The sequence below is a fragment of the Nocardioides sp. Soil_C_8 genome (assembly GCF_057656315.1).
Genome location: NZ_JBDGKQ010000004.1, coordinates 295,848 through 315,052 on the forward strand (window position 1 = coordinate 295,848; position 19,205 = coordinate 315,052).

A 19,205-nucleotide genomic window follows, 5' to 3' on the forward strand; every position below is an offset into this window, starting at 1 on the left:
GGCGCCTCGCCGTGCCCACAGGCGCCACGACGGCTGCTGCTCATGCCGGTCGGGGCGGTCGTGGCACTCATCCGGGGCTCCCGGGACTGCGGTGCCACAGCGTGCGGGACGGGGGCGGTTCGCCGACCCGCGGATCCGCGCCGGCGGCACCGAGCTTGCGCCCGACGTCCCGGGTCGGGTCGCCGGCCGGCGCCACGTCGGCGTAGGGCGAGAGCCGGAACCCGCTGGAGTGGACGAGGGCCCGCCTCACGGCCGGCTCGTCCGCGTCGTGCGGGAGGGTCTCGGGCCGTCGCGCGAGCTCGGCACGCACCCGGTCGAGTGCCTCGTCGGTGGTGCCGGCCCGTTGCCAGAGGGCGTGCAGGTCGGTCAGGTCCCACGCACCGGTGGCCCGCAACGACACCCCTCGGCGACCTGTGCGCCGCAGCTCACCGCGCACGAGCAGCAGCCAGGACGAGAACACGGTCGCGGCACAGTGGCCCTGGGCGTCCTCGAAGAAGGTCGCGTCGACCGGGCCGGTGCCGTCGTCGAGGGTCAGGAACACCACCCGTCGCCCCGACCTGATCGGCGGGGTCTGGGTCGCGACCTTGACCCCGCCGACGAGCAGCTCGGACCTGCTTCGGCGACGCAGCAGGTCGCGGCTGCGCGTCACCCCGAGCGCGTCGAGGAGCGAGGCGTAGGGCGTGACGGCGTGCTGGCTGACGTCGAGGCCCAGGATCTCGAGCTCGGCGCGCATCCGCTCCGGCGTGGTCATCTCCGGCAACCCGCTCGGCCGCTCCCCCGGCCGGCCCGGCTCGTCGCCCAGCGTCAGCGTGAGCTGGACCGACTCGGCCCCGACCACCGGCCGTGCCGATCGCGACTGGGCGGAGGCGCGCGCCCAGACGCCGGCGTCGGCCAGCGCGTGCCGCTCGGTGGGGCCCGACCCGGCGCGCACCGTGGGGTCGGTGCTGTTGCGGGCAGCGGCGTCGGATGCGGCGGAGGCCGACGGCGAGGCGGCACCCCGCCTGCTCGGACCGCGACCCCGCGCTCGCGACCCCCGGTCCACCAGGCGCGCGTGCAGGTCGAGCTCGGCCGCCTGCAGCAGGAGGTCGCGACGCGTGACGCGACCGCGCCGATCGAGGGCCTGCTCGCCCGTCGCGATGCCGTAGACACTGTCGAAGCCACCCGCCAGCACCAGCCGTTCGAGCGTCGGCCGGGAGACCCGCGCACGGTGGAAGAAGTCGGACAGCGAGACGTAGCGGCCGCCCTCGCGCGCCTCGACGATGCGGGCCACCTCGGCAGCGCTGATCCCCTTCACGTCGGCCAGCGAGAGCCTGATCGCGTGCGCCGGGCGACCGTCTCCGACGTCGTCGGCGCGCTCCACGACGTAGGTGGAGGCGCTGGCGTTGACGTCGAGCCCCCGCACGCCGACGCCGACCTGCCGGGCGTCGTCGAGGATCAGGCGCTTGGGATACATGCCCGGGTCGTGGGTCAGCACGCCGGCGAGGAAGTGGGCCGGCCAGTGCGCCTTGAGCCACGCCGACTGGTAGGTCGGCAGGGCGAACGCTGCCGCATGGGCCTTGCAGAAGCCGAAGGCGGCGAAGGCCGAGAGGACCGCCCAGATGCGCTCGACCAGCCGTAGGTCGTAGCCCCGGCCCAGCGCCCGTGGGACGAACCAGGCCCGCGTCGCGGACATCCCGTCGGCGCTCCCCAGCGCACGCCGCTTCTCGTCGGCCTCGGCGTTGGAGACGCCGGCGAACCTCGCGATGATCTCGATCACCTGCTCGTGGAAGACCACCACGCCACGGGTGCCCTCGAGGATCGGGCGCAGGTCGTCGTGGAGGTAGTGGACCTCGCGCCACCCGTGCTTGGCCTCGAGGTAGGGCGTGATCATGTCGCTCTTGACGGGACCGGGCCGGAACAGCGAGATGTCGGTGACGATGTCGTCGAAGGTCTCGATGCCGGACTTGCCGACGAGCTCGCGCTGGCCCGGCGACTCGATCTGGAAGACGCCCAGCGTCCGGGCGCTGCTGATGAGGTCGTAGGTCGTGGCGTCGTCGAACGGCACCTGCGCCTCGTCGTCGAGGTCGACGTGCACCCCGTCGACGCGCCGCACCTCCGCGACCGCGTGGGCCATCGCCGACTGCATCCGGATGCCGAGCACGTCGAGCTTGAGCAGGCCGAGCTCCTCGACGTCGTCCTTGTCGAACTGGCTCATCGGGAAGCCTGCGTGGGACGCCTCGACAGGAGTGCGGTCGAGCAGCGTCAGGTCGGACAGCAGCACCCCGCAGGGATGCATCGCGATGTGGCGCGGCAGCCCGTCGAGCCGCTCGACGAGCCCGAAGAAGCGGTCGAGCCCTCCGTCGCCGAGCCCGCTGGCCCGCAGCTCGGGCAGGTCGCGGAGCGCCGCCCGGGCGTCGCGCGCGCGGACGTGGGGGAACGCCTTGGCGATCGCGTCGACCTCCCCGGGCGGCATGCCGAGGGCGGCGCCGACGTCGCGCACGGCGTGACGCACGCGGTAGGTGTCCATCATCGAGACGGTCACGCACCGCTCGCCGCCGAAGCGGTCGAGGATCGCGCGGTAGACCTCTTCCCGCCGCGCTGACTCGACGTCGACGTCGATGTCGGGCAGCGAGGCGCGCAGCGGCGACAGGAACCGCTCCATCAGCAGGTCGTGGCGGATCGGGTCGACGCCGGAGACGCCGAGCAGGTAGTTGACGATGCTGCCGGCGCCGGACCCGCGCGCGGCGCGACGTACGCCCATCGCGCCGATCAGGTCGGTGACGTCGGCGACGGTCAGGAAGTAGGACGCGTAGCCCAGCGACCGGATCGTCTCGAGCTCGTCGTCGAGCCGCTTCCAGACCCGTATCCTCGGACCCGTGCCGTAGCGCCGGCCGATCGCCGCCTCGCACCGCGCCCGCAGCAGGTGGTCGGCCGTGCGGTCCGACCCCGCACCGCGGAGGTCGAGCTCGGGGAAGTGCACCTCGCCGATGCCCAGGTCGGTGCGCGGGTCGAGCGCGCACCGGTCGGCCAACGCCCTCGTGCGGGCGAGCAGCCGCCGCGCCTCCAGCTCGGCGTCGCCCAGCCCGGCCAGGCGGCAGATCTCCTCGGCCACCTCGTGCATCTGCTTGCCGGACTTGAGGAACCCCTCGGCGTTGCCGCGGCTGCCGTGGGGGCCGACGTCGCGGAGCCCGGGCGAGCCCAGCGGCACCAGTCGCCGGGCTGCGTCGAGGACGTCGACGGTCGGCGCGTCGAGCCGGTCGGTGTAGCGCACCGCGTTGGTGAGCACCGTGGCGAGCCCGGCGCGGCGTGCGAGGCCCGCCATCCGGGCGGCGTGGGCGGACGTGCCCGGACCCCAGGCACCGCCGCGCCCACCGAGCCGGTGGGACACCAGCTCGACGACCAGGTTGGGTCGCGGGACGACCTCGAGCCACGGCGCGAGCGCTGCCGGGCCGAGGTCGTCCCGTCGCCGGGTGGCGACCGCGCCCAGCTCCGAGGACGGACCGAGGAGCACGAGCACGTCGCCTCCCGCGAGGTGGGGCGCGAGCAGGTCGAGCGTCGCGACGGGCCTGCCGCGTTCTCCCGACAGGTGGACCGAGGACACCATCCGGCACATCGCCGCCCACCCGGCCCGGCCCATCGCCAGGAACGTGACGCGCGCGCTGCCGCCCTGCTGCAGGGACGGGTCGCGCGCCACGCCACCGCGGACGGGGGTACGACGGGGGGCCGGGCGTGCGCCGCGGACGGGTCGGTCCCCGAGCGCCGCACCGGTGGTCGGGGCGACGGCGAGGTCGACCCCGAGCACCGGCCGGATGCCGGCCCGGCCGGCGGCGCCCACGAACTTCACCGCGCCGTAGGTGCCGTCCCGGTCGGTGAGCGCGAGGGTGTCCATGCCGTGCTCGGCCGCGCGCTCGACGAGCACGTGGGGGTGGGACGCGCCGTGGAGCAGCGAGAACCCGGAGGCGACGTGGAGGTGGACGAACGGGTCAGGCGACACCTCGCCCCGCCCTCAGGCGACGCTGGCATGCGGGACCAGGCCGAGCGCCTGCTCGACCACGGCCAGGAACCGGTCGGCGTCACGCACCAGGTCGTCGGCCTCCCGCTCGGTGACGGCCCGGGTCGACCCGGCCTCGGCAGCGGCGCGCTTGCCGGCTCCGGCGGCGAAGAAGCTCGCCCACTCGGACAGCTCGGGAGCCACCTCGGCGAGCAGGACCCAGGCGTTCTTCTGCCTCCGGCCACGCGGAGCCGGGCGGGCCTTGGCCGCGAGCAGGGCGGCCGCCGCACAGAGCGCTGCGACGTGGGCGCAGGCGTATCGGGTCGGCACGTCGCGCGCGGTGATCGCGTCCCGCAGGGACGTGGCGGAACGCTCGAGGTAGGAGTGGGCGGTGGCAGGGAGCAGGTGGGGCCCGGCACCGGGCCCGCTCACCGATCGGCGACTGGTCGTCGTGGTCATCGTCGGCCCCCTCAGTCCAGGCACCCGACGAGCTGCCAGCGCCCGTCGGTCCAGTCGAAGGAGAGGTCGAACACGCCGTAGGACTGCTGGTCGCCGGACTGCTGTCGTCCGCCCGGCATGCCGCGGCCGGCCTCCACCCGCCACAGCTCGCGCTCGGCGACGAGGTCGGCCGCGCCCCGCTGCGCGCCCTCGGCCCCGCCCTGCCACCAGGCACCGGTCTCCACCCAGTGCGCGACCACCGCGCGCACCTTCCACAACCTGCCCCGCCACAGGAACTGGTCAGGGTCCTCCGCCTCGCCCCGTCGCACCTCGACGGGGTCGTCGTACTGCCTCATCGCGCCTCCTCGCACATCCGTCGACCCCGGGGCCGACCCGGGAACGGTGGGGGTCGAGGTCACCGCCACCGGGTCGCATCGAACATCTGTTCGAACACCCAGAACGGTACTCCCTCCCACCGACAGCCCGTCAAGGCCCGCGCCCGAGCTCGGGACGAAGGACGCGTCCGGCGGGAGGAGGCGTCAGACCCTGCGCAGGTAGTCGGTCGTCTCGCGCTGCCACAGGAAGAACGAGAGCACCAGGCCCTCGGCGATCACGAGGGCCGACAGCACCACGAAGATGATCGGCAGGTGGCTGTCGAGGCAGACGATGCCGACCAGGACGCCGACACCGGCGGTGGCGGTGAGCACGGGACGCGTCCAGCCGTAGCCGCCGACGAAGAACCAGCCGAGCACGAGCACCAGCGCCGCGAAGCCGACGAAGGCGACGATCGACAGGGCCACGAAGCCGGGCACGATCGGGCTCTCCCGCAGCAGCTCGATGCCGCCCTGGGCGAGGAGCTCCTGCGCCGACGGGTTGCCCTCGGCCCACCCGAGGATGACGTCGTCGCGCATCAGCCAGATCAGCAGCGTGATCACGCCGGCCGTGGCCACGATCAGCCCGAGCACTCGCATGCTGTTGACCACGGATCCGGGCAGGTCGCGCGCCATCGTGGAGTACCCCTCAGCTGTCGTCGTTCGTGGCTAGGCTCGCATCATGTCGACCGAGCACGCATCGATCACCTCATTTCGAGGCGACCTCGCCCGGCGCGGTGGCGCCGGTGACGTGGTCATCCTGCCCGACAGCGCCCACACTGCGGCACTCGCCGCGGCGGCACTCGGGTGCGAGGTCGGCGCCATCGCCAACAGCCTTCTCTTCGATGCTGACGGCGAGCCCGTCCTGGTCCTGACCTCCGGTGCCCACCGCGTCGACACCGCGGCGGTCGCCGACCGCATCGGCGTCACGCGCCTCGAGCGCGCCGACCCCGACTTCGTGCGCCGCCACACGGGCCAGGTCATCGGTGGCGTCTCCCCCATCGACCACCCGGCGCCGATCCGCACCTGGATCGACCCGTGGCTGCGTCGCCACGAGGTCGTGTGGGCGGCGGCCGGCCACCCGGCCGCGGTGTTCTCGACGTCCTACGACGAGCTCGTGAGGATGACCGGCGCCGTCGAGGTCGAGGTGGACTGATGGGGGCGCGCTGATGGACAGCCTCGCGCTGGCCTTCTCGAGCGGTTGGGCGAGCGGCATCAACGCCTACCTCGTCGTGCTGGTGCTGGGCATCTCCGACCGACTCGGCTCCTTCGCCGACATCCCCGACGTGCTGGGGCGAGGGGACGTCCTGGCCGTCGCCGGCTTCCTGTTCGCGATGGAGTTCGTCGCCGACAAGATCCCCTACCTCGACTCGACCTGGGACGCCGTCTCCACCGCGATCCGGCCGACCGTCGGCGCGGTCATCGGTGTGCTCCTCGCCGGCGACGCCACCTCGCTGGAGCAGGCCGTGCTCGGCGTGGTCGGCGGCGGCACGGCCCTGCTGAGCCACCTGGCGAAGGCCGGCAGCCGGCTGGCCATCAACTCCTCCCCCGAACCGGTGACCAACGTCGGGGCCAGCCTCACCGAGGACGCGGCCGTGCTGGGCGTGGTGTGGTTCTCCATCGAGCACCCTCAGGCGGCCGCCGCGATCGCCGGCGTCCTGCTCCTGAGCGGCCTGGGACTGCTGCTCGTGCTCGGTCGGGCGGTGCGCCGCGGTTGGCGACGCTGGCGCGACAAGGAGCCCGTCCGTCGGGCCACCTAGTGGACCCCTAGGGTTCCACCGTGGCACGTGTGGTGGTGGTCGGCGGCGGCTTCGGCGGCATGGCGGCCGCTGCCCGTCTCGCCCGGCTCCGCCACGAGGTGACGCTCGTCGAGCGCGCCGAGCAGCTGGGCGGTGCGCTGACCACCGTCGAGCAGGACGACTTCGCGTGGGACGCCGGGCCGACCACCACGCTCCTGCCCGCGGTCGTGCGCGACCTGTTCCGCAAGTCGGGGCGCCCGCTGGAGCGCGAGCTCGACCTCCAGCCACTCGACCTGGTCCGCGAGCACCGCTTCGCCGACGGCTCGTCCCTACGCCTGCCCGGCGGCTCGCGCGCAGCACAGCTGGCGGCCGTCGAGTCCCTCGGCGCCGGTCTCGGTCGGCAGTGGGTCGACCACGTGGCGTCGTACGGCGAGCCCTGGGAGGTGCTGCGCAAGGAGTGGTACGAGCGGCCGTTCGACCCCGACGTCGCGCCCCCCGAGCTCACCGCGCTCATCGACCGACGCGAGTCGCTGCACAAGCGGCTGCGCAAGGCGCTCACCGACGAGCGGCTGAGGCTGGTCGCCGGCCACCGGGTCGTCATGGACGGCCACGAGCTCCGCCGCGCGCCCGTGCTCGCCGGCGTCGACGTCTACCTCGAGCAGCGGTTCGGGACGTGGACGGTCCCGGGTGGGCTCGCCGCCCTCGGTGTGGCGATGGCCGACCGTCTCGCGCTGCGCGGCGTCACCGTGCTGACCGGCACGCCGGCGACCGACCTCGTCGTGCGCGACGGCCGGGTCGCAGCGGTGCGGACGTCGGGCGGCGAGCTCGACGCCGACGTCGTGGTCGTCGCGGTCGACCCGCGACGCCTGCCCGCCCTGGCGACCCACGTCCGGCGCACGATGCCTGCCTTCCCACCGGTCGTGTGCCACGTGGGGCTGGAGGGCGACGTTCCCGACCTCCCGCACGAGGTGGTGCTGCACGGCGACCCGCTGCTGGTGGTGCGCACGGGTGGCCGCGCGCCGCACGGAGCCACTGCCTGGACGGTGCTGGCCCGCGGCCACATCGCGGAGGACGTCCTGACGGCCGTGGCGCGCCACGGTCTCGACGTCCGTGGACAGGTCGTCACCCGTGTCGACCGCAGCCCTCGCGACCTCGTCGAGGCCTGGGGCGGCTCACCGCACGGCGTGCAGTGGCACGATCCGCGCACGGCCCGCGCGCGCCTCGGTCCACGCACGCCGATCGCCGGCGTGCTGGCCGCCGGAGCCCACGCCACGACCGGGTCGGGCCTGCCGTTCGCCGGCCTCAGCGCCGCCCTGGTGGCCGAGATGGTCGGCCGGGCACCACGTCAGTAGACGAGCTCCCACACGACGGTGACGGTCGTGGTCACCGAGGTCTCGCCCGGCTCGATCCCTCCCGCGGACGCGCGGGCCAGGGCCACCTTGGGCATCGGCGACGGACCCCGGTCGGCATCGCCCTCGACGATCGTCTGCACGGCCCCCAGACCTGCACCCGCCATCCGGGCGAGCTGGGCAGCGCGCTCCCGGGCGTCCTCGAAGGCCGCCTCGCGCGCCCGGTCACCGGTTCCGTGGGCCTCGGTGACCTCGAGCGTCACCCCGTCGACCACGAGCGAGTCGCCGAGCTCGCCTGCAAGGTCTCGCAGCAGGGCGCCGGCTGCCGCCAGGTCGGGGCAGGCGACGGCGAACGAGTGATGGGCCTCGTGGCCGGCCTCGCGTCCCGCGTGGTCACGGGCCGGCCACACGGAGACCCCGGACGAGGCGACGCGGCGCTCCTCAGTGTGGCGGTGTGCGACCTCGACGACGGTTGCGGCCGCCGCCGCCATCGCCTCGTACGCCTCGGCCACGCCGCTCCCCCGCGCCACGGCCGCGAGCCGCACCACCGCGCTGTCCGGGACGACGGGCACGACTCCGGTGCCGGTGACGGTGACGGTCTGCACGGGCGTCAGACGGTGATCTGCAGGTTGGCGAAGATCTCGCGCGTCGCCTTGGACCGGTTGAGCGTGTAGAAGTGCAGGCCCGGCGCGCCGGCGTCGAGCAGCGTCTCGCACAGCTCGGTCGCGATCGCGATGCCCTCTGCCCGCAGCTGGGCCGGGTCGTCGGCGTACGGCGTGAGGCGGGCGGTGATCTCCTCGGGCAGCTGGCGGCGGGAGAGCTCCACCATCCGCTCCATCGACCGGAGGTTCAGGATCGGCATGATGCCCGGGATGATCGGCAGGTCGGCACCGACGGCGCGGGCACGCTCGACGAGCGCCACGTAGTCCGAGGCGCGCAGCACCATCTCGGTCACCGCGAACTCGGCGCCGGCGTCGTGCTTGGCCTTGAGCACCCGCGCGTCGTGGTCGAGGTCCGGGGCGTCGACGTGGCCCTCGGGGAAGGCAGCGACGCCGATACGCATGTCGGTGCGCCGCCGGATCAGCGCGACCAGCTCGTTGGCGTAGGTGAGCCCGCCCTCCGTCGGGGTCCACGGCGTGCCGGGTCCCCCGGGCGGGTCACCGCGCAGCGCCATCACGTGCTCGACGCCCGCACGGCCGAGGTCGTCGAGGATCGCGGCGATCTCCTCAGTGGTGTGGCCGACGCAGGTCAGGTGGGCGACCGGGAGCAGGCTGGTCTCGCGCGCGATGCGCTCGGTGATCGCCACGGTGCGGTCACGGGTGGTGCCGCCGGCGCCGTAGGTCACCGACACGAAGGTCGGCCCGTAGGGCTCGAGATCGGTGATCGCCTGCCACAGCTGCTGCTCGCCGACCTCGTCCTTGGGCGGGAAGAACTCGAAGGAGAACGACTTGTCGCCACGCGCCAGCAGCTCTCGCATGCTCTGTCCCGGTCCGTGCGTCATGCGCAACAGCCTACGGAGGACCGCGCCGTCGGACGTGACGTGTCCAGTGACTAGTCTGAATTGGTGACGACCTGGGACCCCGCCGACTTCCGCGACCGGGTCCAGCAGGTGCTGGATTCCTTCCTCGACGAACGGGAGGCCGAGCTCGCCCCCCTCGGCCCGGACGCCGGCCGGCTGATCGCCGAGGCTCGTACCGCGGTCAGCGGCGGCAAGCGGTTCCGGGCGGCGTTCTGCCACTGGGGCCACCGGGCGATCCGGCCGTCGGTGGACGACGACGCGGCACTGGCCCGGGCGTGCGCGTCGCTGGAGGTGCTGCACGCGAGCGCGCTCGTCCACGACGACTACATGGACGCCTCCGACACTCGACGTGGCCGACCCGCGACCCACCGTGCCTTCGAGGCCGAGCACCGGGACGCGGGGTGGCGCGGCGACCCCGAGCAGTACGGCGCCGCTGCCGCGATCCTGCTCGGCGACCTCCTGCTCGGCTGGGCCGAGGACATGCTGCGGCGCAGCGGCTTCCCCGCCGAGGAGGTCGCGCCCGGCCTGGCCATCTTCGAGCGGTGCCGCAACGAGGTCATCGCCGGCCAGTTCCTCGACGTGTCCGTCCAGGCGCGCGGGCGCGCCGACGTCGACACCGCGATGACGGTGCTGCGCTACAAGTCAGCCAAGTACTCGATCGAGCGGCCGATCCACATCGGTGCCGCCCTCGCCGGAGCAGCTCCCGAGCAGCTCGACCAGCTCGGGCGCTTCGGCCTGCCGCTCGGTGAGGCGTTCCAGCTGCGTGACGACCTCCTCGGAGTGTTCGGCGACCCGGAGGAGACGGGCAAGCCTGCCGGGGACGACCTCGTCGAGGGCAAGCGCACGGTGCTCGTCGCCCTCGCCCTCGACGCCGCGCCCCGCGCCGCGGCCGAGCGCCTCGACGCCGCGCTCGGCACCCCGCTCACCAGCACCGACGTCGACGAGCTGCGCGGCATCATCGACGACTCCGGGGCGCGCGCCCAGGTCGAGGCGGTCATCGGCCAGCTCTCCGACCACGCGGTCGAGGCGCTCCGGGCGGCCGACATCGACCCCCACGCGCGTGACGTGCTCGTCGAGCTGGCCGCGGCAGCCACCCAGCGCTCGGTCTAGTCGAGGCTGGTGATCCCGGGCACGACCGGACCCTCGCCGCGCAGCAGCACGGTGAACGGCACGCCCCGGTCGTCGTCGACCCGCGAGCCCAGCACGCTGAGCGCGATGCTGAAGGCCTTCTCGTCCGCGCGGGCGAGCGTCGCCCAGCCGTCCCACAGCAGGACGACGCCACCGCGGCCGATCCCGATGTCGTGGAGGCAGTCGGCGAGGGCGTCGAAGTTCTGGCCGTAGTGGTCCGGGAAGTCGAGCGCCTCGCCCACCGCTGCCAGGAAGCCGGGCTTCGTGTCGGCGCCGGTCCAGCCGTCCACCCAGCCGAAGGCCCACCCGGCGTGCTCGACGGAGTGGCGGACGTCGACGACGTCGAACGCGCCGTGCCACAGGTGGATCCCGGGGGGCTCGTGCCCCGACAGCACCGCTGCGAGTCCGCTCACGTGTTCACCTCCTGATGCGCGAGAACGAGCTGTAGTGGTCGGCGGTCCAGTAGAGCTCCTCGCCGTCGCCCGCCACGATGCGACGCGCACCGCGGTCGTCGGAGCCGGGGGTCGGGACCGTGTACTCCCGGTAGTAGCCCAGCGGGCGGTCGGGCAGCAGCTCCTCCCGGTTGCCGAACGTGCCGCCGTCGTGGTCGGGCTCGGGGAACGGACCGCCCGCGTCGATCAGCTCCACCGTCTGCTCAGCCTCGGGCGGGAGGTCGGCGAGGAGCACCACGGGCAGGCCGGTCGCCGGGTCGGTCGCGGGGTCCTCGTCACCGCCGCCGGCGACCAGCCAGGCGACGAGCATCACGGCCGCGGCCAGGACGAGCAGCCAGCGGTAGCGCTGCCTGCCCGTGGACGCGGCCGGGGCCATCAGTACTCCAGCACCTGGGCGCGGCGCTTGACCTCGCTGCCGCGGTTCTCCCGGAGGGCGTCGATCGGGCGGCCCGGCAGGTCGTCGTCGGTGAAGAGCCAGGCGATGCACTCGCGGTCGTCGAAGCGGTGGTCGTGCAGCAGGGTCAGCAGGCCGGGCAGGCCCTTGACCACCAGGCCGTCCTGGATGAAGTCGGCCGGCACCTGCGGGCCGGTGCCCGGCTCCGGCACGGCGGCGGCCAGCTCGTGCTCGCGGATCATCGTGCGCACCTTGCCCGGCGTCACGCCGAGCAGCTCGGCGACCTGGTCCCAGTCGAGCCACTCGGGGACGAGGGCGGCCAGGTCACGGTCGGCGAGAGGCACGTCAGTCATGTCATCAGCCTAGGAGAGCAGCGGCCCAGCGGCGAAGTCGTCCGGGGCCGCCGGAGTTGTCACCCCGGCGGGTGATCCGTAGCGTGCCCTGGATGCACCCCCTCAAGTCTGCGGTCGCCGCTGCCCTCGTGGGCCTGCTGGCGCTCACGCTCTCCCCGGTCGTCTCCCCCGCCTCGGCCGACCACTACGACGGCGCTCCCGGCCCGATCCACGCGGGCAACACCTTCGGCTGGTACCAGCACGGGGTGTTCCGCCAGGAGTTCATCGGCCCCAAGCCCGGCTTCTGGAAGAAGAAGGGCCGCGGCGTCGTCCGCACCCAGAACGGCATGCTCACGCTGATGAGCACCAAGCGCGGCAGCGTGTCGGCCACGCTCGACCTCAAGGGCCACTCCTACGGGCGCTGGGAGATCCGGATGCGGGCCCGCACCATGGCGAAGGTCAAGGGCGGCAAGCCGTTCAAGGTCGTCACCGAGCTCGTCCCCGGCGGCACCCGAGACCAGCACTGCGGCGGCCGCGACATCGGCATGCAGAACTTCACGCTCGGCACCAACACCGTGAAGTCCTACGTCCACACGCTGCCGAACAGCTCCTACCGCGGGTTCCTCGGCCGCCACCTGCGCAACGACCGCTGGCACACCTACGCCGTCGAGGTCGCCAAGGACCACATCTCGTGGTTCGTCGACGCGCACGTGATCCACACCGAGCGCCGCGACGAGGCGCTCGACCCGGTGCCGCGTCAGCTGAAGTTCGAGCTGCGCGCGAAGAAGGGCAAGAAGATGGACCCGGCCCGGATGCAGATGGACTGGATGCGCTACTGGTCGATGCGCGCCCCCAACGAGAAGTCGATCAAGGCCCCCCAGTTCGAGCTCAGCACCTACAACGGAGCCTGCTGACCGGCAGGCGACCAGCGACCCACGAGCGGCGGCCGTGGCCGGGCGACACGCCCGACCCGGCCGCCGTTCGCGTCCCGCCACCGGCAGTGGCTAGCGTCGACTGCTCGTTCGCGCGCTTCCCTCCCGCGGGCCTCGGACCCCGGGCGCAGCGGACGTGACGAGGAGCAGCTCCGTGCCCCCACACCCCCGACCAGCCCGACCAGCCGGCTCGTGGCGCCGGCTCGCCCAGTGCGCAGCCGGTCTCGTGCTCACGGCGACCATGCTGTCCAGCGTCGCGGTCCCGGCCCACGCGGACCACGACCGGAACCCGGCCGGCCGCACGCTGGTGTCGTACGTCGTCGAGCCCGGTGACACCGTCTCGGGCCTCGCCGTGCGGTTCCACGCGTGGACGGCCGAGATCGTCTCGCACAACCACCTCGACCGGTTCGGCGCGCTGCAGGTCGGCCAGCGCATCGAGATCCCCGTCGTCGGCAGGGCCGGCGGCTCGCAGGCCACCATGTGGCAGCACCCCGACCCCGACCGCGAGAAGGTCTGCCGGGTCATCGCCGGCGCCGCCCGCAGGCACGGCGTCGACCCGCAGCTCGCGCTCGCCGTGTCGTGGCAGGAGTCCGGGTGGCAGATGGGCGTCGTCTCGCACGCCGACGCCATCGGGGCGATGCAGGTGCTGCGCCCGACGGGACGCTGGATGGAGCACTACGCAGGCCGTCCGCTCGACCTGGAGAAGCTCGGCGACAACGCCACGGCCGGGGTGCTGCTGCTGGACGTGCTGTCGCGGCACACCCATCGTCGTACGCACAAGATCGGCGCCTACTACCAGGGCCTCGGCGCGGTGCGGCGGCACGGGTTGTACGACGAGACCCGTGCCTACGTCGCCGACGTCGAGGCGATCAAGCGACGCCTCGAGGCCGGTCGGGCGCCGTCGTGACGAGTGCGTGACGGCCCGCAGTCGCGGGCGCGCCGGTGGGGTGCCGCCACGCCGGGACCACGCCTGAGCGTGCGCGCAGGCGCCGTTTCCGTACGATGGGCGCGCCGGATCCTTCCCCGTCTCGTCCTGGTCCGGCACCTGGAGGTCGACCAGTGGAGCCACCCGAGCACGCCCGCGCAACCGCGCCCGGGGCTGCTGGCGACCCCCTGGTCGGACGGCTGCTGGACGGTCGCTACCGCATCCTCGCCCGGGTGGCGCGCGGTGGCATGGCCAGCGTCTACGAGGCCACCGACACCCGGCTCGACCGCACCGTCGCGGTCAAGGTCATGCACCCGGGTCTGGGCGACGACCAGGAGTTCGCGCAGCGCTTCGTGCGCGAGGCCCGCGCGGCCGCCCGCCTCAACCACCCCCACGTGGTGGGCGTCTACGACCAGGGCGACGACACCTCGGACGGCACCGACACGATCTTCCTGGTGATGGAGTACGTCCCGGGCCACACGCTGCGCGACGTCCTGCGCAAGGAGTCCCCGATGCCGCCCGCGCGGGCGCTCGCCCTGCTGGAGCCGGTCATCTCCGCGCTCGCTGCCGCGCACCGGGCGGGGCTGATCCACCGCGACGTGAAGCCGGAGAACGTCCTCATCGCCGACGAGGCCCACGGCGGCACCGTGAAGGTCGCCGACTTCGGTCTCGCGAAGGCGGTCAGCGCCGACACCCAGCACACCGCGACCGGGGGCGTGCTCATCGGCACCGTCTCCTACCTCGCCCCCGAGCTGGTCGTCGACGGCCGCTCCGACGCCCGGGCCGACGTCTACGCGGCCGGCGTCGTGCTCTACGAGCTGCTGACCGGCGCGAAGCCCCACGAGGGCGAGTCGCCGATCCAGGTGGCCTACCGCCACGTCCACCACGACGTGCCGATGCCGTCCCTGGTCGAGCCCGGCATCCCCGACTACGTCGACGCGCTCGTGGCGCGCGCGACGTCCCGCGACCGCGACCAGCGCCCCGCCGACGCCACGGTGCTGCTGCACCACCTCCACCGGGTCGTGCAGGCCCTGCGCGAGGGGCTCGACTCCGACCCAGAGCTCGCCGCCGACCTGCTCCCCCGGCGCGCGGCCGAGGCGGTGGCCGAGCCGGTCTCGCCCGACGACACCACCCCGGAGCCCTTCGACGCCCGTGCCCTCGCGCTGCTGACCGAGGTCGACCCGAGTGACTCCGGGCTCGTCGACGACGGCAGCCCCGACCGCACCACGGCTCTCGAACGCCGCCCCGTTCCCGCCGGGCCTCCCACCACCGACGGGCCGCCCGGCGGGCCCGTGACCGAGCCGATGCGCACCACGGTCCCCGCGGCTGGGACCGCGACCACCACCCTCCCGGCCGCTCCGACCAGCGCGCGGCCCACCCCCGGCCGCGCGCCGACCCGGGTGGGCCCGGTCGAGACGACCGCGCGCCGCCGCTCGAGGAAGGGCCCCCTGCTCCTCCTGCTCTCGCTCCTGCTGGTCGGCGGCGTCGCCGCCGGCGCGTGGTGGTTCGGCTGGGAGCGCTACACCACCACGCCGGGCGTCCTCGGCCTCGACGAGGCGGCTGCCACCGCCGAGCTGGAGGACTCCGGCCTGGAGGCGGAGGCAGGCGAGCCGGCCTACAGCGAGAACGTCACCGCCGGACTGGTCATCGCCACCGACCCCGGACCGGGCGGCAAGGTGCTCGACGGCGGCACCGTGACCCTGACGCTGTCGCTGGGACCCGAGCGCTACGACCTCCCCGACCTCGCCGGGCAGACCGAGGACCAGGCCCAGGACGCGCTCGCCGCGACCAACCTCGCGTTCGGCAAGAGCAAGGGCCGGTGGAGCGAGACCGTGCCCGAGGGGCAGGTCATCCGCACCTCGCCGAAGGCGGGCACCACCCTCAAGCCGGGCGCGACCGTCGACCTCGTGCTCAGCCGCGGCCGCAAGCCGATCGAGGTGAAGGACTGGACCGGCGAGTCGTTCGACGACGCCTCCGCCGCCCTCGAGAAGCGTGGCCTGCAGGTCAGCGTGACCAGCGAGGAGCACAGCGACACCGTCGCGGAGGGCGACGTCATCTCGCAGGACCCGCCCGAGGCCACGCTCTTCCGTGGCGACACGGTGTCGTTCGTGGTCTCCCTCGGCCCCGAGCTCGTCGAGGTGCCGCGGGTGCAGGCCATGGGCGTCGAGGCGGCCACCGAGCTGCTCGAGGGCCTCGGCTTCGAGGTCGAGACCAAGGAGTCCGACACCTACCTCGGCCTCGGCTTCGTCGCCAGCTCCGACCCCGGGGCCGGCGACGAGGTCCCGAAGGGCTCGACGATCACGCTGTTCCTCGTCTGAGCACCTAGATTTCGTCCGTGCACGCCGAGCAGAACCGTCGTACGTCCCTGCTCGCAGCGGCGGCCCTGCTCGCCCTGGCGGCGTGCTGGGGCTCGACGTTCTTCATGATCAAGGACCTCCTCGAGCGGGTGCCGACGCTCGACTTCGTGGCGCTGAGGTTCGCGATCGCCTCGCTCGCCCTGCTCGTGGTGGCGCCCAAGGCCCTGGGCCGGCTCTCCCCCGTCGTGCGTCGCCACGCCGTGGTCCTCGGCCTCCTCTACGGCGTCGCCCAGATCCTCCAGACCGCCGGCCTGGCGCACACCCCGGCCAGCATCAGCGGGTTCGTGACGGGGCTGTACGTCGTCTGCACGCCGCTGCTCGCCGCTGCCATCCTCCGCACCCGGATCCCGCCGATCACCTGGGCGGCCGTCGTGCTCGCGACCGTGGGGCTCGGCGTGCTCGCGCTCAACGGCTTCAGCATCGGCTACGGCGAGCTGATCACCCTGGCGTCCGCAGTGCTCTACGCCCTCCACATCGTCGGGCTGGGGGCGTGGTCGAGCGCCCAGGACGCGGTCGGCCTGACGATCCTCCAGGTGATGGTGATCGCCCTCGTGTGCACGATGGCGACCGCGCACGACGGCATCGTCCTGCCCGACCGGACCGCCGACTGGTGGGCGGTGCTCTACATGGCCGTGGTGGTCGGCGCGCTCGGCCTGCTCGGCCAGACCTGGGCGCAGGCGCACCTCCCGCCGACGCGCAGCGCGCTCATCATGAGCATGGAGCCGGTGTTCGCCTCGATCTTCGCGGTCTGGCTCGGAGGTGAGGACGTCACGGCCCGGCTGCTCATCGGCGGTTCGATGGTGCTGGCGGCCATGCTGATCGTCGAGCTCGCGCCGCGGCGGGCCGTCGAGGGCGAGGTCCCGCACATCGCCGTCTGAGCTTCTCCCGTCCCATGGGTGAGGACCCGACGTGGGTCCGTCCCCCTATCGTGGGCCCGTGGACACGTGCGTGGCGTGCGGCGCCGAGCTGGGGGTGGGGCGGTTCTGCCTCAACTGTGGGCACCGCATCGGTGCGCCCGCACCGGTCCGCCGCGAGCCGGACGCGGCTCCACAGCCGGCGACGGTGACCGCCACCGCTCCCCCGTCCGACCGCCCGGCCCCGTCCGACCGCCCGGCCCCGTCCGACCGCCCGGCCCCGTCCGACGAGGAGCGCTCCCCGGCGCCCGTCGCGCCACCCGTCCAGGCGGCCGACCCCACCCCCGTCCCGCCGACCAGCCCGCCCGACGTCACGCCCGAGGTCACGCCCGAGGTCGTGCCCACCGAGCGGGGTGCCCCGCCCCCCTCACGACGACCGACGTGGGACCCCCGCGAGGAGCTGCTGCCCTACGAGGAGGTCGACGACGTCGACGGCGACCTGCCCGTGCGCGGCAAGGCGTGGATCGGCTGGGTCATCGGCGCTGCGCTGCTGGTCGCCCTGGCCTTCCTCCTGCTCCGGGTCTTCGACACCGAGGGCGACGAGGTGGCCACGGACCCGGCTGCCGGCGAGACGGCGAGCTCACAGGCGCCCGAGTCCAGCAGCGACCCGACGGAGCCCAGCGCCGAGCCGACGGAGACCAGCGACGCGCCCGCCGGCGTCGGCAAGCCGCTCGACCTGGCCCGCGGCGCGACCTTCGAGGTCCCCGGCACCGCGCCGCCGACCACCGACTTCGACGGCAACCTGGTGGCCTACGAAGCCAGCCAGATGGGGGACGGCAACCCGGCCACGGCGTGGCGCACAGCGGGTGACGCGACCGGCGGGACGATCACGGTGACGCTGACCGAGCCCGGGGTGGTCAGCCGGGTCGGGCTCGTCAACGGCTACGCCAAGCAGGTCGCCGGGGTCGACTGGTACCCCAACAACCGCCGCATCCTCGCCGTCACCTGGGTTTTCGACGACGGGTCGTCCGTCGAGCAGACCCTCGCCGAGCAACCGACCATGCAGCGGCTCAAGGTGCCGCCGGTCGAGACCGCCACGGTCACCATCACGATCACCACCGTGACACCCCCGGGCGCCGGCAGCCTGGGTCGCGACTACACCGCGATCAGCGAGGTCAGCGTCACGGGGCGGCGAGCCGGCTGAGCACCGCTGCCGCACGCTCGGCGTCCGTGCGCGAGACGTCGAGGTGGGTCACGAGGCGTACGGTGCGCGGCCCCACGGCGGCGATGCGCACGCCCTCGGCCGCCGCACGCTCGACGAAGGACGCCGCGTCCGGGCGCTCGACGACGACGATGTTGGTGTCGACGGCCTCCGGGTCGAGCCCCAGCGCCTCGCCGAGCAGCCGCGCGTGGGCGTGGTCGTCGGCCAGCCGCTCGACGTGGTGGTCGAGGGCGTACGCCCCCGCCGCGGCGAGCACGCCCACCTGGCGCATCCCGCCGCCCATCCGCTTGCGCCGCACCCGCGCCTCGGCGACCGCGTCCGCCGAGCCGACCATCAGCGACCCGATCGGTGCGCCGAGGCCTTTGGAGAGGCACACCGCGAGCACGTCGACGACGCGGCCGTAGTCGGCCAGCGGCGTCCCGGTCGCGACGTGCGCGTTCCAGAGCCGCGCGCCGTCGAGGTGGACCTTGGTGTCGTTGGCCTCGGACCACGAGCGCAGCGCCCGCAGGTCCTCGATCGGGAGCACCGCGCCGCCGGCGAAGTTGTGGGTGTTCTCGACCGACACCGCGGCCGTGCGCACGAAGAACGGACCCATGTCCGGGGCGTGCATCGCCTCGATCGCCGGTAGGTCGACCTGGCCGCGCGCCTGCGTCCAGGTGCGCATCGTGAGGCCCGTGATGGCGCCGTGGGCACCGAGCTCGGCACGCGCGATGTGGGCTGACGACTCGCACAGCACCTCCTGGCCGGGCGACACGACGCTCGCCACGGCGAGCACGTTGGCCATCGAGCCGGTCGGGGTGAACAGCGCGGCCTCGTGGCCGAACATCCCGGCGACCCGCTCCTCCAGCGCCGTGACCGTGGGGTCCTCGTTGTAGACGTCGTCGCCCACCTCCGCGCGAGCCATCACCTCGCGCATCGCGTCGGTCGGCCGGGTCAGGGTGTCGGAGCGCAGGTCGATCACGCGCCGAACCTATCGGGCACCGCTGGACCGTCCTCGAGCGGTGCGTGAGACATGTTCTGGAACCCGAGAAGGTGTCCTGCTCACCGCTCGTACGACCAGCCGCGCGCTGGCGGTGCGTGAGACATGTTCCGGAGCCCGGAAAGGTGTCTCACCCACCGCCCGCCGGCGACCGCCGTACGCCGCCAGCGGTCAGCCGCGGACTGGACGCACGCCGTTGACGCCTGACGCACGCCACGGCGTGCGTCGAGCGGACACTGGTCCG

At 73.7% G+C, this 19,205-nt stretch carries 19 protein-coding genes; 9 read left to right on the plus strand and 10 right to left on the minus strand.

The annotated features are described in order from the left end of the window. Positions 1–67: 67 nt before the first annotated feature. The 4 genes from AC3A3L_RS18430 to AC3A3L_RS18445 all read right to left on the minus strand — a co-directional run bounded on the left by AC3A3L_RS18430 (position 68) and on the right by AC3A3L_RS18445 (position 5,415). A complete protein-coding gene (locus tag AC3A3L_RS18430) occupies positions 68–3,973 on the minus strand; it encodes a DNA polymerase III subunit alpha (RefSeq protein WP_487641495.1) in 3,906 nt (1,301 codons plus the stop codon). A 12-nt stretch (positions 3,974–3,985) separates the two neighbouring features. Then, positions 3,986–4,429 carry an SAV_6107 family HEPN domain-containing protein gene (locus AC3A3L_RS18435; RefSeq protein ID WP_487641496.1) on the minus strand — a complete coding sequence of 148 codons (444 nt, stop codon included), beginning with the start codon at positions 4,427–4,429 and terminating at the stop codon, positions 3,986–3,988. 11 nt (positions 4,430–4,440) lie between these two features. Then, on the minus strand, positions 4,441–4,764 hold the full coding sequence (locus AC3A3L_RS18440; protein WP_487641497.1) for a DUF6504 family protein: 324 nt from the start codon (positions 4,762–4,764) through the stop codon (positions 4,441–4,443). A gap of 183 nt (positions 4,765–4,947) precedes the next feature. Then, entirely contained in the window at positions 4,948–5,415 is a 468-nt protein-coding gene (locus AC3A3L_RS18445; protein ID WP_487641498.1) for a hypothetical protein, read from the minus strand. A gap of 46 nt (positions 5,416–5,461) precedes the next feature. Here AC3A3L_RS18445 and AC3A3L_RS18450 point away from each other — a divergent pair, with 46 nt between their 5' ends. The 3 genes from AC3A3L_RS18450 to AC3A3L_RS18460 are packed head-to-tail and all read left to right on the plus strand — an operon-like array spanning position 5,462 to position 7,870. Beyond that, positions 5,462–5,935, plus strand: coding sequence for a YbaK/EbsC family protein (locus AC3A3L_RS18450; RefSeq protein ID WP_487641499.1), 474 nt, complete (start codon positions 5,462–5,464; stop codon positions 5,933–5,935). A 13-nt stretch (positions 5,936–5,948) separates the two neighbouring features. After that, positions 5,949–6,539 (plus strand): DUF4126 domain-containing protein, encoded by a 591-nt coding sequence (locus tag AC3A3L_RS18455; RefSeq protein ID WP_487641500.1) that lies wholly within the window; start codon positions 5,949–5,951, stop codon positions 6,537–6,539. Positions 6,540–6,559: 20 nt separating this feature from the next. Then, positions 6,560–7,870, plus strand: coding sequence for a phytoene desaturase family protein (locus tag AC3A3L_RS18460; protein WP_487641501.1), 1,311 nt, complete (start codon positions 6,560–6,562; stop codon positions 7,868–7,870). Here the strand turns inward: AC3A3L_RS18460 and AC3A3L_RS18465 are convergent. Both AC3A3L_RS18465 and metF read right to left on the minus strand, forming a co-directional pair. After that, the gene (locus AC3A3L_RS18465) at positions 7,864–8,472 is read right to left on the minus strand and encodes an SIMPL domain-containing protein (RefSeq protein ID WP_487641502.1); all 609 of its coding nucleotides are present in this window, start codon (positions 8,470–8,472) and stop codon (positions 7,864–7,866) included. The genes AC3A3L_RS18460 and AC3A3L_RS18465 overlap by 7 nt on opposite strands. 5 nt (positions 8,473–8,477) lie before the next feature. Beyond that, positions 8,478–9,368 (minus strand): methylenetetrahydrofolate reductase [NAD(P)H], encoded by an 891-nt coding sequence (gene metF / locus AC3A3L_RS18470; RefSeq protein ID WP_487641503.1) that lies wholly within the window; start codon positions 9,366–9,368, stop codon positions 8,478–8,480. A 63-nt stretch (positions 9,369–9,431) separates the two neighbouring features. Here metF and AC3A3L_RS18475 point away from each other — a divergent pair, with 63 nt between their 5' ends. Next, on the plus strand, positions 9,432–10,496 hold the full coding sequence (locus tag AC3A3L_RS18475) for a polyprenyl synthetase family protein (protein WP_487641504.1): 1,065 nt from the start codon (positions 9,432–9,434) through the stop codon (positions 10,494–10,496). Here AC3A3L_RS18475 and AC3A3L_RS18480 read toward each other — a convergent pair. Genes AC3A3L_RS18480 through AC3A3L_RS18490 form a run of 3 tightly spaced genes read right to left on the minus strand, consistent with a single transcriptional unit; the run spans position 10,493 to position 11,713 of the window. Further along, the gene (locus tag AC3A3L_RS18480) at positions 10,493–10,927 is read right to left on the minus strand and encodes a barstar family protein (protein WP_487641505.1); all 435 of its coding nucleotides are present in this window, start codon (positions 10,925–10,927) and stop codon (positions 10,493–10,495) included. The two genes, AC3A3L_RS18475 and AC3A3L_RS18480, sit on opposite strands and share 4 nt — an antisense overlap. A 4-nt stretch (positions 10,928–10,931) precedes the next feature. Further along, positions 10,932–11,342, minus strand: a complete 411-nt coding sequence (locus AC3A3L_RS18485; RefSeq protein ID WP_487641506.1) for a guanyl-specific ribonuclease — start codon at positions 11,340–11,342, stop codon at positions 10,932–10,934. After that, complete coding sequence (locus tag AC3A3L_RS18490) at positions 11,342–11,713, minus strand: Rv2175c family DNA-binding protein (protein ID WP_487641507.1); 372 nt, start codon at positions 11,711–11,713, stop codon at positions 11,342–11,344. Before AC3A3L_RS18490 ends, AC3A3L_RS18485 begins: the two co-directional genes overlap by 1 nt. Positions 11,714–11,805: 92 nt before the next feature. Between AC3A3L_RS18490 and AC3A3L_RS18495 the strand changes: the two genes are divergently transcribed. From AC3A3L_RS18495 to AC3A3L_RS18515, 5 genes are all read left to right on the plus strand, one after another. Next, positions 11,806–12,606, plus strand: a complete 801-nt coding sequence (locus tag AC3A3L_RS18495) for a glycoside hydrolase family 16 protein (RefSeq protein ID WP_487641508.1) — start codon at positions 11,806–11,808, stop codon at positions 12,604–12,606. Between the two features lie 172 nt (positions 12,607–12,778). After that, positions 12,779–13,531 (plus strand): lytic transglycosylase domain-containing protein, encoded by a 753-nt coding sequence (locus AC3A3L_RS18500; RefSeq protein ID WP_487641509.1) that lies wholly within the window; start codon positions 12,779–12,781, stop codon positions 13,529–13,531. 152 nt (positions 13,532–13,683) lie between these two features. Beyond that, complete coding sequence (locus AC3A3L_RS18505) at positions 13,684–15,867, plus strand: Stk1 family PASTA domain-containing Ser/Thr kinase (protein ID WP_487641510.1); 2,184 nt, start codon at positions 13,684–13,686, stop codon at positions 15,865–15,867. A 17-nt stretch (positions 15,868–15,884) separates the two neighbouring features. Continuing rightward, on the plus strand, positions 15,885–16,784 hold the full coding sequence (locus AC3A3L_RS18510) for a DMT family transporter (protein ID WP_487641511.1): 900 nt from the start codon (positions 15,885–15,887) through the stop codon (positions 16,782–16,784). Positions 16,785–16,842: 58 nt separating this feature from the next. Continuing rightward, a complete protein-coding gene (locus tag AC3A3L_RS18515; RefSeq protein WP_487641512.1) occupies positions 16,843–17,964 on the plus strand; it encodes an NADase-type glycan-binding domain-containing protein in 1,122 nt (373 codons plus the stop codon). On the opposite strand, the gene AC3A3L_RS18520 is transcribed toward AC3A3L_RS18515, so the two are convergent. Continuing rightward, complete coding sequence (locus AC3A3L_RS18520; RefSeq protein ID WP_487641513.1) at positions 17,942–18,943, minus strand: threonine aldolase family protein; 1,002 nt, start codon at positions 18,941–18,943, stop codon at positions 17,942–17,944. The two genes, AC3A3L_RS18515 and AC3A3L_RS18520, sit on opposite strands and share 23 nt — an antisense overlap. Positions 18,944–19,205: the final 262 nt, after the last annotated feature.

Bases quoted from the DNA above. Each gene is read 5' to 3' on its own strand.
- AC3A3L_RS18455 (WP_487641500.1), top strand. From the start codon at position 5,949: ATGGACAGCCTCGCGCTGGCCTTCTCGAGCGGTTGGGCGAGCGGCATC.
- AC3A3L_RS18490 (WP_487641507.1), bottom strand. From the start codon at position 11,713: ATGACTGACGTGCCTCTCGCCGACCGTGACCTGGCCGCCCTCGTCCCC.
- AC3A3L_RS18445 (WP_487641498.1), bottom strand. From the start codon at position 5,415: ATGGCGCGCGACCTGCCCGGATCCGTGGTCAACAGCATGCGAGTGCTC.
- AC3A3L_RS18450 (WP_487641499.1), top strand. From the start codon at position 5,462: ATGTCGACCGAGCACGCATCGATCACCTCATTTCGAGGCGACCTCGCC.
- AC3A3L_RS18495 (WP_487641508.1), top strand. From the start codon at position 11,806: ATGCACCCCCTCAAGTCTGCGGTCGCCGCTGCCCTCGTGGGCCTGCTG.
- AC3A3L_RS18435 (WP_487641496.1), bottom strand. From the start codon at position 4,429: ATGACCACGACGACCAGTCGCCGATCGGTGAGCGGGCCCGGTGCCGGG.
- AC3A3L_RS18440 (WP_487641497.1), bottom strand. From the start codon at position 4,764: ATGAGGCAGTACGACGACCCCGTCGAGGTGCGACGGGGCGAGGCGGAG.
- AC3A3L_RS18485 (WP_487641506.1), bottom strand. From the start codon at position 11,342: ATGGCCCCGGCCGCGTCCACGGGCAGGCAGCGCTACCGCTGGCTGCTC.
- metF (WP_487641503.1), bottom strand. From the start codon at position 9,368: ATGACGCACGGACCGGGACAGAGCATGCGAGAGCTGCTGGCGCGTGGC.